This is a genomic window from Flavobacterium crassostreae (assembly GCF_001831475.1).
Taxonomy (GTDB): Bacteria; Bacteroidota; Bacteroidia; order Flavobacteriales; family Flavobacteriaceae; genus Flavobacterium; species Flavobacterium crassostreae.
Map to the genome: position 1 here is coordinate 2,332,035 of NZ_CP017688.1, position 15,674 is coordinate 2,347,708.

Annotated in this window: 17 protein-coding genes; 14 read left to right on the forward strand and 3 right to left on the reverse strand. The window is 35.6% G+C overall.

Annotation, left to right across the window (positions count from 1 at the left end; all coding sequences use genetic code 11):
- Positions 1-67: 67 nt before the first annotated feature.
- The 14 genes from LB076_RS10455 (at position 68) to LB076_RS10515 (ending at position 12,321) form a co-directional block, all read left to right on the forward strand.
- Entirely contained in the window at positions 68-2,476 is a 2,409-nt protein-coding gene (locus LB076_RS10455; protein WP_066334266.1) for an alpha-ketoacid dehydrogenase subunit alpha/beta, read from the forward strand.
- A gap of 246 nt (positions 2,477-2,722) precedes the next feature.
- A complete protein-coding gene (locus LB076_RS10460) occupies positions 2,723-3,403 on the forward strand; it encodes a peptidoglycan DD-metalloendopeptidase family protein (protein WP_066334268.1) in 681 nt (226 codons plus the stop codon).
- A gap of 6 nt (positions 3,404-3,409) precedes the next feature.
- A complete protein-coding gene (locus tag LB076_RS10465; protein ID WP_066334270.1) occupies positions 3,410-3,892 on the forward strand; it encodes a hypothetical protein in 483 nt (160 codons plus the stop codon).
- A gap of 339 nt (positions 3,893-4,231) precedes the next feature.
- Entirely contained in the window at positions 4,232-4,441 is a 210-nt protein-coding gene (locus tag LB076_RS10470; protein WP_066334272.1) for a hypothetical protein, read from the forward strand.
- Positions 4,442-4,467: 26 nt separating this feature from the next.
- Positions 4,468-4,941, forward strand: a complete 474-nt coding sequence (locus tag LB076_RS10475) for a Dps family protein (protein ID WP_066334274.1) — start codon at positions 4,468-4,470, stop codon at positions 4,939-4,941.
- Between the two features lie 287 nt (positions 4,942-5,228).
- Positions 5,229-5,876, forward strand: coding sequence for a porin family protein (locus LB076_RS10480; RefSeq protein ID WP_066334275.1), 648 nt, complete (start codon positions 5,229-5,231; stop codon positions 5,874-5,876).
- Between the two features lie 40 nt (positions 5,877-5,916).
- Positions 5,917-6,069 carry a lmo0937 family membrane protein gene (locus tag LB076_RS13905; protein WP_141672827.1) on the forward strand — a complete coding sequence of 51 codons (153 nt, stop codon included), beginning with the start codon at positions 5,917-5,919 and terminating at the stop codon, positions 6,067-6,069.
- A gap of 39 nt (positions 6,070-6,108) precedes the next feature.
- Positions 6,109-6,399, forward strand: a complete 291-nt coding sequence (locus LB076_RS10485) for a YtxH domain-containing protein (protein ID WP_066334276.1) — start codon at positions 6,109-6,111, stop codon at positions 6,397-6,399.
- A gap of 16 nt (positions 6,400-6,415) precedes the next feature.
- Entirely contained in the window at positions 6,416-6,760 is a 345-nt protein-coding gene (locus LB076_RS10490) for a hypothetical protein (RefSeq protein ID WP_066334278.1), read from the forward strand.
- A 7-nt stretch (positions 6,761-6,767) separates the two neighbouring features.
- Positions 6,768-7,121 carry a hypothetical protein gene (locus LB076_RS10495; protein ID WP_066334280.1) on the forward strand — a complete coding sequence of 118 codons (354 nt, stop codon included), beginning with the start codon at positions 6,768-6,770 and terminating at the stop codon, positions 7,119-7,121.
- 484 nt (positions 7,122-7,605) lie between these two features.
- The gene (locus LB076_RS10500) at positions 7,606-9,348 is read left to right on the forward strand and encodes an APC family permease (protein WP_066334282.1); all 1,743 of its coding nucleotides are present in this window, start codon (positions 7,606-7,608) and stop codon (positions 9,346-9,348) included.
- 27 nt (positions 9,349-9,375) lie between these two features.
- Entirely contained in the window at positions 9,376-10,185 is an 810-nt protein-coding gene (locus LB076_RS10505; protein WP_066334283.1) for a mechanosensitive ion channel family protein, read from the forward strand.
- 3 nt (positions 10,186-10,188) lie between these two features.
- Entirely contained in the window at positions 10,189-11,088 is a 900-nt protein-coding gene (locus tag LB076_RS10510; protein WP_066334294.1) for a mechanosensitive ion channel family protein, read from the forward strand.
- A 3-nt stretch (positions 11,089-11,091) separates the two neighbouring features.
- Positions 11,092-12,321 (forward strand): cation:proton antiporter, encoded by a 1,230-nt coding sequence (locus tag LB076_RS10515; protein ID WP_066334297.1) that lies wholly within the window; start codon positions 11,092-11,094, stop codon positions 12,319-12,321.
- A gap of 145 nt (positions 12,322-12,466) precedes the next feature.
- Here the strand turns inward: LB076_RS10515 and LB076_RS10520 are convergent, their stop codons facing one another.
- From LB076_RS10520 to LB076_RS10530, 3 genes are all read right to left on the reverse strand, one after another.
- Positions 12,467-13,516 carry an o-succinylbenzoate synthase gene (locus tag LB076_RS10520; RefSeq protein ID WP_066334558.1) on the reverse strand — a complete coding sequence of 350 codons (1,050 nt, stop codon included), beginning with the start codon at positions 13,514-13,516 and terminating at the stop codon, positions 12,467-12,469.
- 95 nt (positions 13,517-13,611) lie between these two features.
- A complete protein-coding gene (locus tag LB076_RS10525) occupies positions 13,612-14,811 on the reverse strand; it encodes a tetratricopeptide repeat protein (protein ID WP_099092436.1) in 1,200 nt (399 codons plus the stop codon).
- Between the two features lie 167 nt (positions 14,812-14,978).
- The gene (locus LB076_RS10530; protein ID WP_066334307.1) at positions 14,979-15,656 is read right to left on the reverse strand and encodes a metal-dependent hydrolase; all 678 of its coding nucleotides are present in this window, start codon (positions 15,654-15,656) and stop codon (positions 14,979-14,981) included.
- Positions 15,657-15,674 lie beyond the last annotated feature (18 nt).

Below are 15,674 nucleotides of genomic sequence, written 5' to 3' on the forward strand. Positions count from 1 at the left end.
TTTTATACAATTATGAAAAGTAGTAGTTTTTGAGTAAATTTGTCCACTTAAGTTATACCTTTGAATTATGATAAAAGAAAACCCACATACTACCTTGACCTTTGAAGACTTCAAAATAGAAGTTTTGGAAGATTACAAGACCGCTATGATTAGCCGAGAGTGTAGTTTGTTAGGCCGAAGAGAGGTTTTGACAGGAAAAGCAAAGTTTGGAATTTTTGGAGATGGTAAAGAGGTGCCTCAATTGGCAATGGCTAAATTTTTCAAAGATGGAGACTTTCGTTCTGGTTATTATAGAGACCAAACCTTTATGATGGCTATAGGCAAATTGTCGGCAAGAGAGTTTTTTGCTGGATTATATGGTACTACAGATATTATACAAGAACCCATGTCTGCTGGCAGGCAAATGGGAGGACACTTTGCTACCCATAGTTTAGACCAAAATGGACAATGGAATGTGTTGACCAAACAAAAAAACTCTAGTGCAGATATCTCACCTACTGCTGGGCAAATGCCCCGTTTGTTAGGATTAGCACAAGCTTCTAAAATGTATAGAGAAGTGCCTGGACTTCAGGATAAAACTAATTTTTCTGTAGGTGGTAACGAAATTGCTTGGGGCACAATAGGGAATGCCAGTACCTCTGAAGGTTTGTTTTTTGAAACTATAAATGCCGCTGGAGTACTACAAGTACCCATGCTTATAAGTGTTTGGGATGATGAATACGGAATTTCAGTCCATGCCAAACACCAAACCACCAAAGAAAACATATCCGAAATACTCCAAGGATACCAACGAGACGAAAAAGCAAATGGCTTAGAAATACTACGTGTAAAAGGCTGGGACTACACCGATTTAATTGCCACCTACGAAAAAGCATCGATTATAGCCCGCAAAGAACACGTTCCTGTTTTGGTACATGTAAATGAATTAACCCAGCCACAAGGCCACTCTACCTCCGGATCACATGAGAGGTACAAAAGTGCCGAGCGTTTGGCTTGGGAAAAAGAGTTTGATTGTATTCGTCAAATGCGTTTGTGGATGCTTGCCATAAATATAGCTTCTGCAGAAGAACTTGCCATAATTGATGCCAACGCCAAAAAAGAAGTACTAGAAGCCAAAAAAGCCGCTTGGGCTGATTTTATTAACCCAATAACACAAGAGCAAAAAGAACTTGTTGTTTTATTGGAACAAGTAGCCCAGGATAGCGCTAACAAAGAAGCCGTTTTGAAACAAGCTGTAGAGCTCCAAAAAAATAGCGATCCACTAAAAAGACAAGTTTTAGTAGTAGCCCGCAAAGCATTGCGATGGGTACATCAGGAACCTGGACAAGCCAAATTATCGCAGTGGATTACTGCTTATTTGGCCAAAAACCAACCTAATTTTAGCAGTCATTTACACTCCCAATCTAGCAGCAATATTAGTAGCATAAAAGAGGTTTTGCCAACCTATTCTCAAGATACTAAAGCCGTAACGGATGGTAGAATGATCCTTAGAGACAATTTTGATGCTATTTTTACCAAACATCCCGAAGCATTGATTTTTGGCGAAGACTCCGGAAATATTGGCGATGTTAATCAAGGCCTAGAAGGAATGCAAGAAAAATACGGTGCTCTTAGAGTAGCCGATGTCGGAATTAGAGAAGCCACCATTATAGGTCAGGGTATTGGTATGGCTATGCGTGGCTTGCGTCCCATTGCCGAAATTCAATACTTAGATTATTTATTGTACGCCATTCAGATTTTAAGCGATGATTTGGCAACGTTACATTACAGAACCTTAGGCAGACAAAAAGCGCCTTTAATCATTCGTACACGGGGCCATCGTTTAGAAGGTATCTGGCACTCTGGATCGCCTATGGGTATGATTATCAATGCCATTAGAGGAATCCATGTATTGGTGCCTAGAAACATGACCAAAGCCGCTGGATTTTATAACAGCTTGCTAGAATGTGACGAGCCTGCTCTGGTAATAGAATGCCTAAATGGCTACCGCCTAAAAGAAAGTATACCCACCAATTACGGAGAATTTAAAACACCAATTGGTGTGGTCGAGACCATAAAACAAGGTACCGATATCACCCTAGTCTCTTACGGTTCTACTTTACGATTGGTGCAACAAGCTGCTACAGAGCTTTTGGAGGTTGGTATTGATTGCGAGATAATAGATATACAATCTCTATTACCTTTTGATATTACCAAAGATATTGTCAAGAGTTTGCACAAAACCAATCGGTTATTAATTATTGACGAAGACGTTCCGGGTGGTGCTTCGGCTTACATTTTACAACAAATTATTGAAGTCCAAGATAGCTACCTGCACTTGGATAGCAAACCACAAACCCTAACAGCCAAAGCACACCGACCAGCTTATGGTTCTGACGGGGATTATTTTTCGAAACCCTCTACAGAGGATATTTATGAAAAAGTATACGAAATAATGCACGAAGTAAATCCTAAGAAGTTTCCTAGTTTGTACTAAAAAATTGTATTTTCGATGTTTTATAAAGGTTGCTTTTTGTCAAAATAAATAGCAACCTTTTTTATTTGCTTCTTTTCTAAGTTTTGGAAAGTAGGTATTTTTGGAAAGATTACCACCATCTTTAAAACAAATTTTTTGGAAAGCAATCTCTAAATTACCATTAAATATTTCGTCCCAATAGGATTTGTATCGTATTTGTAGTAGCTTTAAATTTTATATTAAAATAGCTATAATTTAAATACTGTCATGAACCGTTTAGAAACCTTATTGAGCCAAACCAAAAATGTTTTTGTACTTCCGGAATCTATCCCTTTGGATCAGTACACGCCATTAAATTTAGCTACATCCAATCCTAAATTGCATAATCTGGCAATTAATAATGCTGCTGAATTTGAAAATTTCATAGAAAAACATATCGCAGATCATCATGCAAAAGTGGCCTATGGCGGCTATAACGAAGAGCGAAATATATACCAACGTAGCACTATTTTTAAGACCAACGACCAGTTAGAACGCAACATACATATTGGTATGGATTTCTGGATAAATGCAAGTACTCCTATCCTATCTGCTCTGGATGGTGTGGTACACAGTTTTAAAAACAATTCAGAACTAGGAGATTATGGCCCTACCATAATATTACAGCACCAACTAGAAGAGCGGTCATTTTATACCTTATACGGGCATTTATCTCTAGAAAGCTTAGAGAATCTCCATGTGGGCACTTTTTTTAAAAAAGGACAACAGTTAGGCACCTTAGGTTGTGCTGCAGTAAATGGAGATTATGCCCCGCATTTGCATTTTCAGATTATAAAAGATATTGCAAATCATGAAGGAGACTATCCCGGAGTTTGTAACAAAGAGACATTAAATTACTATTTAGAAAATTGTCCTGATCCTAATTTATTATTAAAAATCAAAACCTAAATAAAAATGAAAAAAAGTACCATTATCCTAATTTTATTAGTGTTCGCATCCTGTAACACCACCAAAAAAGCAACCAACCAACCTAGTATAGCAAAAGAAGGCATTCAAAAATTAGCAATAACCGACGTAAATGCAAAGAATAAAATGCGCGCCTATGATTTAGGTAAACGGATTTTAATGACCTGTAATACCTCTAAATTTCAACCATTTACTCCCGAGGAAGCCACCCAAAGTGTAATTAACAACATTACTCTAGAAAAACTATCTGCTACCTGCAACCGATACCGACAATTTTACGGTGATTTTAAAGATCTAGAATTAACCGAAATCTATAAAGATGATGCGGATACCACTACCATATTCCGATACAAAGCATTGTACACAAAAGAAGTAGCCAACAAAGAGCTTCGGGTTTATATGAACTCGGATAACAAAGTCTCCGGAATTAAATCAATGGATTGGGAACCTAATTTTGAAAGAAAAAAATAAGTAAATTAGCGGCTATATTTAAAATTATTTAGCCTACCAACAACAATATACTGCATCCAAGGCCAATTACCTATACTATCATTAGGGGTAATTGGCCTTTATTATTTTATATAAAAAACGAAATAGTAACTGCTTAGATAAGCAGTAACACGGTAATTGGATAGCAAAACTGAAAATGCTATAACATAACACGGCAATTCCATAAAACATGCTCTAACAGAAGTACATAAATTTGCATAGTGATTCGTTACTAAAGCAGAGACAATAGCAATTGTCCATTATGTACTGCTTGTTACACGCAAAGTAGTAAGTTCTATTTATAAATCTAACCAAAAAACTATGAAAACAATAGGAATTGTAACCATTGTAGTGGGAGCTTTAATGGTATTTTATACCGGATTTAATTATGTAACCAAAGAAAAAGTAGTAGACTTAGGACCCATAGAAATCAATAAAGAACAAAACAACCCCGTACAGTGGTCTCCGATAGTAGCCGTTGTGTTGGTTATTGGCGGAGTGGTATTGGTAGCTGCAGACAAAAGAAAATAAGTATTTAATAATTAAAATAAAAAAAGATGAAACCAACAATTGGAATTACAGACAAAAACCTCAAAAACAACATTACGATACTCGAATCAACCCTTGCAGATGCAGTAACTCTGTATACTAAAACAAGAAAATTTCATTGGAATGTTTCTGGACAAAGTTTTATGGAAATTCATAAATTGTTTGAAAATCAATACAAAGAACTAGAAGCAAACATTGATGAAATTGCCGAGAGAATCAATAAATTGGGTGGTAAAACCATAGGAACTATGGCAGAGTTTAAAGAATTAACCCGATTAAAAGAATCTCCAAATGTATATCCAGATCAAAAAGAAATGCTAAAAGAATTGTTAGCAGACAACGAGACTATAGTGGTCCAATTACGCAAAGATATTGAAACCATTGAAGATGAAACTAAAGATATTGGAACTGCAGATTTCATGACTGGCTTATTGCAAGATCACGAAACAACTGCTTGGATTTTAAGAAGATACTTGAGCTAAAATCCAATTACAAGTACCTGTGCGTTGTGTTACAGTCCAAGGTAGCTTGTACTCGTTTTTTAGTATACTGGAAGGGTTGTTTTTAAGTAAACAGCCCTTTTTTTATAAAAAAAACTATGTTGTTACTAAACAAACAGTTATATACATAATAGTACCTTTAAAAACTGCCATTTATTGCAAACATGAAAATCCCGTAACTTTTGACGAAAGTACCATAACACAAAACCTCTCAAATATATAGACCTTTGAATTGTTAAGTAAATCATTAATATTTAAAAAAAAACAAAATGAAAAAATCAAGAAAAATAGTTTTAGCAAGTTTCTTATTTAGCTGTCTGGCTTTTACTACCGCAAAGGCACAATATACATCCTCAGACCAACCAAAAATTGGTTTCAAAGGAGGTGTAAACTTCTCTAATATGTATGCCGAAGACGTAGATGACCAAAATGTGCTCACGGGTTTTAATGCAGGACTTTTTGCCAAGTTGCCTATTGCTAAATCTCTTGCAATACAACCAGAGGTGTATTATACTACCAAAGGTGCAGAGGTGACTTATGACAATGCTTTTATAAAAGGAAATTCTAAATTTAAAGTAAATTATGTAGAAGTTCCGGTATTGTTGGTGGTAAATCTGACCGAAAAATTTAATATTCATGCTGGACCTTATGCGGCTTATATGGTAAGCGGTAAAGCAACAACCGAATCTTCTGTTTTAGACGTAGATCAAGACTTAGATACCAATGACTTTAATAAATTTGATGCAGGTATAGCCGCTGGAGTTGGTATTGACTTAGAATTATTGAGTTTTGGTGTACGTTACAACTATGGTTTGACCAAAGTGGGTAAAGAAAGAAGTTTTGCGGGTACCAACTACACTTTTCCAGATGCAAAAAACAGTGTCTTAAATGTATACGTAGGACTTAATTTAAACTAATTGTAGTTTCTATTTTTAATAATCTTTAAAAACCAAAATCATGAGCAACTTATTATATACTATAGCCGTAATTTTAATTATTTTTTGGGCAATCGGGTTTTTTGCATATAGCGCAGGAGCCATCATACATATCTTATTGGTTATAGCCATTATCGCTATCCTTTTAAGATTAATTCAAGGAAAAAGTTTGTAATAAATAAACCATAAAGTACTAATAACATATAAAAAAAACATGAAAACAGATAACGTAATTTTAGGAGTTTTAGGCGGTTTAGCTGCAGGAGCAATTTTAGGAATATTATACGCTCCAGACAAAGGCGAAAAAACCAGAAAAAGAATTAAGGATAAGAGCATGGATTGTGCAGACGATCTGAAATGCAAGTTGGATGCTGTAGTAGAAAATATTTCAGAAAAATACAACGACTTAAAAAAAGAGAGTAAAGAAATGTATGCGGAAGGAAAATCCAAAATAGAGCAAGCGCACCAAGATTTAGAGAACCAAGCCAAAAATTTGAAAGCATAAATTAAAAAAGGGAATTATGGACAGCAAAACAACCTCAATAGAACTTCTTATTGAAAAATTTGAAACCTATGCTAAAACCACTATAGAACTAACAAAGTTGACTACTATTGCAAAATCTGCAGATGTTTTATCTTCTTTCCTATCCAGAATAGTTGTTTCTATTGCTGTTGTTGCGTTTGTTCTATTTTTTAGTTTTGGAGCTTCTTTTATGATTGGAGAACAATTGGGTAACGTGTACTGGGGTTTCTTTATAGTAGCATTGTTTTATTTGCTGTTATCTTTGTTTTTATATCTCTACAGAACACCATGGATTAAAACACCTATAAGCGACAAAATCATCACCAAAATTTTAAAAAAATAAATAAGGTATGAAAAATAAAACCCAAACAGCTGCTTTGCATGATTCTATAGCTATTTTAAAACAGCAACAATCTCAAGAGTTGGCACTGCTTAAAGAAGACTTTCAGGAACTTTATCAAAGTGTTAAGCCTGCTAATTTGCTCCAAACGGTAGTGAACCAAATTGTAAAAATTCCAGACTTAAAAAACAATTTATTAAATAGTTTTATAGGTCTCTCTACAGGCTATTTGTCCAAAAAAATAATGTTTGGTACAACCAAAGGACCGATCAAAAAAATAGTAGGAACAGTAGTACAATTTTTAGTAACCAATTTTGTCTCTAAACAAACAGACACGGTACTGCACAAAACCAAAAGGACTTAATTATCCTGCTAAACGATCCAATTTTGGATAACTATCTTAAAATCGAGAAAGCAATTTCTCGATTTTTTTTGTGCTTATTTACCTAAAAAAATAAGGCTGTTCTACTTATAAATGTTACGATTCTATTTTTTGATACTCTATCTGTAGTGAGAATATTAAATACCTATTTTGAACTCAAAATACTACCCCCAAAGAGTAAAAAACGAGTAGGTTTTTCAATGTAAACGGAATGCCTTGTTGAAAATAAGTATATAAATGTAATACAAATAGGATATAATTATAAACTACTGTCCAAATTTTAAAAAGAAAAATTGTAAATAAGTTATTGCTATTCAAATCCTTAAAAAGCATTCGTTTGTATCCTCAAAAATAATCCATAAATGGTAAGGATATAAAAAACAACGGTATTTTGTAATTCTGTTTTTGAATTGCTATCTTGCAATCCTAAAAAAATGTTAAAAAAAATATAAAGCAAGCAATCAAAATGAAAGAAATTGTACACAAAAAACTGAATGAATTACAAGCAACAGCAATTTGCGGAAACGATATTAGTTCTTCCTGTTTGTATGTTTCTGCACTTACGATTATGTATGCAGGACAATATGCTTGGATTTCCTTATTATTTGTTGCAATAGTACTGTTTTTATTTAGAAAAATATACGGCGAAGTAGTTGGTGCGCTTCCATTAAATGGAGGTGCTTATAATGTACTATTGAACACCTCTTCTAAAAGACTTGCGTCAATAGCAGCCACTTTGACGGTTTTATCCTATATGGCAACTGCCGTAATTTCGGCCTCAGAAGGAATGCATTACTTACATAATATAGCTCCTGGGATTAACATACCGATTGCAACGATAATTGTATTGTTAATCTTTACGGCATTAGCCATTGTAGGTATCGGCGAATCTGCTATTGTGGCAGTAGGTATTTTTATAACCCATTTAACCACATTAAGTTTATTGGTTATAGCCTCGGTTTGGTTTATTTTCAGGAATGGACTTGAGGTATTTGACCTAAATTGGAGTCTACCCATTAGTTCTGGAACTATTGTGAACGCCTTGTTTTTAGGATTCTCTGCAGCAATGTTAGGAATATCGGGTTTTGAAAGTTCGGCAAATTTTGTAGAAGAGCAAGAAGCCGGTGTTTTTCCAAAAACACTACGTAATATGTGGGCAATTGTTAGTTTTTTCAATCCCGTAATCGCTTTATTACTGATATGTATCATACCACTAGCTCAAGTTGGCGAACACCAAGAATCTTTGCTTGCCTTTTTGGGCCAGACTACAGGTGGTTCATGGTTGGCTTACTTAATTTCTATAGATGCTGTTTTAGTACTCTGTGGTGCAGTATTAACCTCTTTTGTTGGGGTTTCTGGTTTATTAAACCGCATGACTTTGGATCGAATTTTGCCAAACTACTTTTTGAAACAAAATAAAAGAGGCTCTAATTATAGAATTATTATTAGTTTTTTAATACTCTGTATTTCGGTATTGCTTGTTACCAAAGGAAACATTATTGCCCTTGCAGGGGTATATACTTTTTCGTTTTTGGCAGTAATGGGCTTATTCGGGATTGGAAATTTATTATTAAAATTTAAAAGAAAAAAATTACCAAGACCAGAGAAAGCCCGTGGTATCTCTGTTGTAGTAGCCGTTACATTTATCATTGTAGCATTTATTGGCAATATGAAGTTAAACATTGATTCGTTTTATACTTTTTTACAATACCTAATTCCAGCATTTGGTTTTGTAGCCATTATGCTCAACCGCTCTCTTTTAATCCGACTTTTAATTGAAGCTTTAGAGTATTTTTATAAACCTTTACGCAAGATGGTTATTTTTAGTAACCGATACTTATTGAAGATGCATCTAAAGATAAACTCACAAGAATTTGTGTTTTTTACAAAAGGAGATGACGTTGCAATTATTAACAAAGTAATGCAATACGTTCAGAATAACGAGACCACCAAAAAATTAAAAATTGTAAACATCAATAAAGATCATGATGATAATGAATTATTGATAAAAGACCTTAGAGTACTGGATCGTGCCTATCCAGATATTGATATTGAGTTTATTGAACTAGACGGCGTTTTTGGGCCTGAAATTATTGATACCCTATCCAAAGAATGGAATATTCCCAAAAACTTTATGTTTATTGGTTCTCCTGGAGACCGTTTTTCTTATCGTGTTTCAGAGCTTGGTGGCGTACGTCTAATTATGTAATCCATTGGATTATTTTACCCAAAAATCATGAAAGAAATTTTAGAGTACACGCTATTTCAGATAGGAAATTATGACCTAAAAATTATAACTATATTTAAACTTATTGCTTTTATATTAATTGTTCTTATTTTTCTAAAAGTAGTTCGAAAAACTATTTATAAAATAGATAAAATAGATATTGGCAAAAAATATTCTATTTATAATTTAGTCAAATACCTAATTATTGTTATTGCCATAATTGTAGGTTTAGAAATGTTTGGTTTTAACCTATCGGTACTCGTGGCAGGATCTGCGGCATTATTGGTAGGTGTTGGTTTGGGTTTACAAAACTTGTTTAGTGATTTTGTTTCCGGAATCATTTTATTGGTAGACTCATCCGTAAAAGTAAATGATGTTTTAGAATCCAATGGTCTTGTTTGTACCGTTAAAGAAATCAATTTAAGAACCACTACCGTACTAACCAGAGATGACAAATACATCATTTTACCAAATTCGGATCTTACCAAAAACCAATTAATCAACTGGACTCACAGTGATTTGACCTCTAGATTTGACGTTTCTGTTGGAGTAGATTATAGCTCCAACGTAAACCAAGTAATGCAATTACTACACCAAGCCGTTACCGAACAAGAAGGCATTCTGCAAGACCCTAAACCCTTTGTTCGGTTTAATGAATTTGGAGATTCTTCCTTAAATTTTGCTATTTATTTTTGGTCTGAAGATGTTTTTAGAGTAGAAAATCGTAAAAGCGAACTCCGCATCAGAATTTTTGAATTATTCCAACAAAACAACATCACCATTCCGTTTCCGCAACGAGTGGTACACTTAAACCAATAAAAAATGGAAGAACAAATTCAGGAATACCTCTACAATCCAACCGTTGGAAAAATAGTAACACTTAGTGTCGGTGTAGCTCTAATTTGGTCTTTTATCAAAATAATTCAAAAAAGACTGCTCACAAAAATAAAAGATAACAGCAACCATTACAAAGCAAAAAAAATTAGTAGTTTTATTGGATATGTATTATCCATACTGTTACTCACCATTGTTTTTAGTGATAAATTAGGAGGCGTTACCGTTGCCCTAGGAGTTGCAGGAGCTGGAGTAGCCTTTGCTTTACAAGAAGTTATAGCTTCTTTTGCCGGTTGGCTAGCTATAATGCTTGGCGGATTTTATGACACTGGAGATCGGGTACAATTGGGTGGTATCAAAGGAGATGTAATGGATATTGGGGTATTAAGAACTACCATTATGGAAACCGGACAATGGGTTGATGGAGATCTCTACAATGGCCGTATTGTACTTATTGCCAATAGTTACGTATTCAAAGAGCCTGTTTTTAACTACTCTGGAGAATTCCCTTTTTTGTGGGACGAAATAAAAATTCCTATTCAGTACGGAAGTAATTACAAAAAAGCACAAGAAATAATTTTAAATGCAGGCAAAGCAGTTGCAGAAGAACTCCCAGCAACCTCTAAAGAAAAATGGCACTCTTTACAGAACAAATACCGCCTAGAAGAAGCTCAGACAAAACCAATGGTATCTTTGGTAGCCAATGATAATTGGGCAGAATATACTCTACGTTACGTGGTGGATTACAAAAAAAGAAGAGTTACCAAAACTATTTTATTTACCAAAATAATGACCGAGATAGACGCAACCAATGGGTTGGTAAAAATGGCCTCAGCAACCTTTCAGCTGGTTCAAGCACCCGATTTCAATATTAACATTAAAAAATAACTAATGGATTTTTTTCATCTTTTCTCAATACTTATTGTACTATCGGCAGGCTTTGCCTACATTAATTTTAGAGTTTTAAAATTACCCAATGCCATTGGACTGATGTTTGTTTCCTTAATTTTTTCTTTTTTTATACTACTTATTGGGTATTATTTTCCTGGCTTTAAAGAAAATGTTGCTTCCAAAATGAATAACATTAATTTTAGTGAATTATTACTCGAAGGCATGCTAAGTTTTATGCTTTTTGCGGGAGCAATACATATTAAATTTAAAGATTTAAATAATGAAAAACTCAGCATATTATTGTTCTCTACCATAAGTGTATTGATTAGTACCTTTGTTATTGGCTTTGCAAGTTATTATATACTAAACCTAATCGGAATTCCGGTAGAATTGATCCATGCCATGCTATTTGGAGCGTTAATATCTCCTACAGATCCCATTGCAGTACTAAGTATTTTAAAGAGCGCAGGAGTCAGTAAATCATTAGAGACCAAAATCGCTGGAGAATCTTTATTCAATGATGGTGTAGCGGTAGTGGTTTTTATAACCATCCTAAAGTTAGCCAAACCAGGAACTAATCTAGATATCAGTAGCATCTTACTGTTGTTTGGGCAAGAAGCCATAGGTGGTCTAATTTTAGGTATTGCCATTGGTTATATTGGATACAAACTCATAGCCAGTATTGATAACTACCAGGTAGAAGTACTAATCACCCTTGCCATTGTTATGGGTGGATACACTCTAGCACATTATACCCATGTTTCTGGACCATTAGCCATGGTTGCGGCAGGATTAATAACCGGTAATCAAGGTAAAAGTTTAGGAATGTCTGATGTAACTAGTGAATATATTGATAAATTCTGGGAATTAATTGACGAGATATTAAATGCTGTCTTATTTGTTTTAATAGGTTTAGAGCTGTTAATTATACAAACCAATCCAAAAATATTTATTGCTGCCGTAATCCTATTATTTGTAACCCTAATTACAAGATACATTTCTGTTTATATTCCTTCTATTGCAGTACGTCTAAAAGAACGAATCCACCAAAAAACATTGCTTATTTTGACTTGGGGTGGTTTAAGAGGCGGAATTTCTATTGCATTAGCCTTATCTATAGCGCCGGAATATAACAAAGATATATGGGTTACGATTACCTATGTGATTGTATGTTTTTCAATATTAGTACAAGGAATGACCATAGGAAAATTTGCCAAAAAAATGCAGTAAATTCTGTCTCAGAATAGCCAATTAAAACCAAAGCCTCTTTTTTACTTTCTATAAAAAAGGGGCTTATTTGTATCTAAATATCAAAGTGAATTTTAGTATTATTTTTGGTGTATCCAACCATGTAACACAAGTAGAGATTCAAAAATTAGTACAGAAAGGAATCCCAATCCAAATGCCAATCTATAGAGGAATCATACCACAATTGCCCGTTGCTAACCACCAATGGACTGTCCAAATTATTGGTATAAAGGGCGCCAGTTCCTAAACCTTGGGGCAATAAATTTTGTTTTAAAAAGGTCCATTGCGCAATAGCATTTAAACCAATATTGCTCTCTAAAGCAGAAGTAATCCACCACCCTATTTGGTGTTTTTCGGCTAAGGTTATCCACTCTTGTGTGCCTCTAAAACCACCTACAAAACTAGGTTTTAAAATAAGATATTGGGGCTTTATTTTGAGCAATAAAGCCTCCTTATCTTGGATCGTAAATACTCCAATTAGCTCTTCGTCTAAGGCTATAGGCAAAGGAGTGTTTTTGCACAACTCTGCCATAGTGTCAGTATGATTTTTAGCAATAGGCTGCTCTATACTATGTAGTTCTAAACCAGATAATTGTTCTAATTTACTTAAAGCATCACTAGTATCGAATGCACCGTTTGCATCTACTCTTATTTCTATCTGATTTGCCGTAAAGTTTTCTCGGATAAAGGCTATTAACTCCAGTTCTTTATCAAAATCTAGGGCACCAATTTTTAGTTTGATACAACGGAATCCATCTGCTAGTTTTTGTTGTATTTGTTGTTTCATAAATTGGGTATCTCCCATCCAAACCAATCCGTTGATTGCAATGGATTGGGTACCTTGCGAAAAGGCAGAAGGAAACAATAAAAAAGGCGTGTTGCTGGACCAGGATCGAAATGCCATTTCTACACCAAATTGTATGGATGGAAACTCTATCAAGGCTTCCCAAAGTGCTTTTTCGCCTAGGTGTATGTTTTGGCAGGTCCACGCTAATTTGGCTTCATAATCTGGTCTGTCATCGATACTCAAACCGCGTAACAAGCCACACTCGCCTATGGCTCTTTTGCCGTCTTTTTGTAGTTGTATAAACCAGGTTTCTTTTTGGACTAAAACTCCTCTGGAGGTTCCAGAGGGTTGTTTAAAATTTAGTATGTATTGGTGGTAGGTTGCTTTCACTATTTTTTTATTTAAACCTATGTGGCGGTGTGGTAAAATAGCATTTTGAGCGGTTGATTGTGTTAAACTAAAAACACCCAAAATACCATTGTGGGTTATTTTAGTAGTTTTAAAATTCTGTCAAAATCTTCGGTTGGTAATCCTGCATTTTTAAATATTTTAAAATCATTTTGGGTTTGTTCTGCCCAGCTTTGGGTACTGGTTACGTTTTGGTATTGGTAGGTTTTATGTAGCGCTTTGGCATTTTGGTATTGGTTGTTTAACAAGTAGGCATGGGCAAGACGTAGCTGAATTAGGAGTTCTGTGGGGTCTGCTTGCTGTCCTTGGTTTAAAAACTGGATGGCTTTGGCGTATTGTTTGGTCAAGATGTAATTGTAGCCTATGGCGCTATAATCTGATGTGTTTGCTTTTTGGGTGGCTATAATTTGGTGGTATTGGGCAATTGCGTTGCTGTAGTCTGCGTTTTTTTCAAAACGTTGTGCTGCTGCTCTAAGGGCATCGTTTTGGGTTTTGAGTGCACCGGTTTCTATAAAACAGTTCTCGCCAAAGGTTTTGTAATTTTTGGCTTGCTCGATGGGTAGTAGTTTTTGAAATTCTTGAAATTTGTATTTTTTTTCTATTTTTTCTTCGATGCAAATACAAAAATCATCCGAGTTTTGCATTTTTCTGGCCATTACCGAGGTTTTGCAGGATTGGATTATTGTTTTTCGGTTTTCTAAGGTCCAGCCTCGACTGGATTTGGTGTCTACCCAGGGTACTATTTCTAGAACTATTTTTTGGGACATAAACCAGTTGGAGCTTTCAAAGCCAAACCACAAATTGTTTTTGTTTGCTTGTATGCAACTGGATTGGTCCAAAACCAGACGCTTGGCATCTTTGCTTACGGGGGTTTCTTGGTGGTAGCAGGATTGGTCTGTGTTGCCGGTTTTTTGGTAGGATGTTGCTTGTTCTTTTTGAGTAAATAGAGCGTATTTGCATTTGTCTTGACCTGAAATTTTGGACATTAAAAATACGGCTCCTGCGGATCCTTGGCTGATGCCAGTGGGATCGGGTATGGCTTTTAGTAACGAAACTAAACTACTGGCTAGTTGTTGTTTGTCATCCAAAATGGTGATTCTGTAGAGGAGTTCTGTGGTTCCTACAGGAAGGTCTTCTACTTTAAAAAGTGCTCTCTCTCGGGCGGTGACTTGGATTTCTTGGGTGATGGACCGCTCTTTGTCCCAGTAGCCGTCTTGTTGTGCTTGTAGGGATTGCTGGAGCAAAAAAAGCCATAATAGGTAGTATATTTTTTTCACTTGGATGCTTTTGTTTAAATGGGTGGTTTAGCCCAGATGGTAGTGAAAATCCTTTGCTGCCAGGGTTTGGCAGTAAAGATTGTAACGTACAGCTGGAAATGGCTTCTAAATAATGAAATTGGTTTTTTGAGGATTTTTGTATTGGTTTTGGGGTGTTGCCACTGGGTTTATAGGCTGATGCTCTGCCCGATATCTAGCAGCATGAGGTCTTTTTGGGCGTCAAAAAAGGCTTTGATGGCTTGCTGGTGGTTGATTTTGATGTAATCAAAGGTGTCGTAATGGTATCCGAGAATTTTGTCACAGCCTACAAAATTGGAGGCTATTATGGCGTCTTGGATGTCCATGGTAAAGTTGTTGCCTATGGGTAGAACGGCTAGGTCTAACTTGGTGCGCATGGGGATTAATTGCATGTCCATGCTTAGGGCGGTATCTCCGGCTAGGTAGATGTTTTTGTGTTCACCTTCGATAACAAAACCGCCTGGATTGCCTCCGTAGGTTCCGTCTGGAAAGGAGCTGGAGTGGATGGCGTTGACAAATTTTAGTTTTCCGAAATCAAAATCCCAACTTCCTCCGTGGTTCATGGGGTGGGTTGTATATCCTTTGGCGCTATAATAGGCGGCTATTTCGGCATTGGATACTATAGTGGCATTGGTACGCTTGGCAATGGTTTCGACGTCTTGAATGTGGTCTGCGTGGGCATGGGTCAGTAATATATAGTCTGCTTTTATTGCGGCTATATCTATGGATGCTGCTAAGGGATTTTGGGATATAAAGGGATCTACTAGTAGGTGTTTTTGGCCTACTTCTATGCCTAAGGAGGCGTGTCCGTAATAGGTGATTTTCATGTGGTATGGTTTTATATG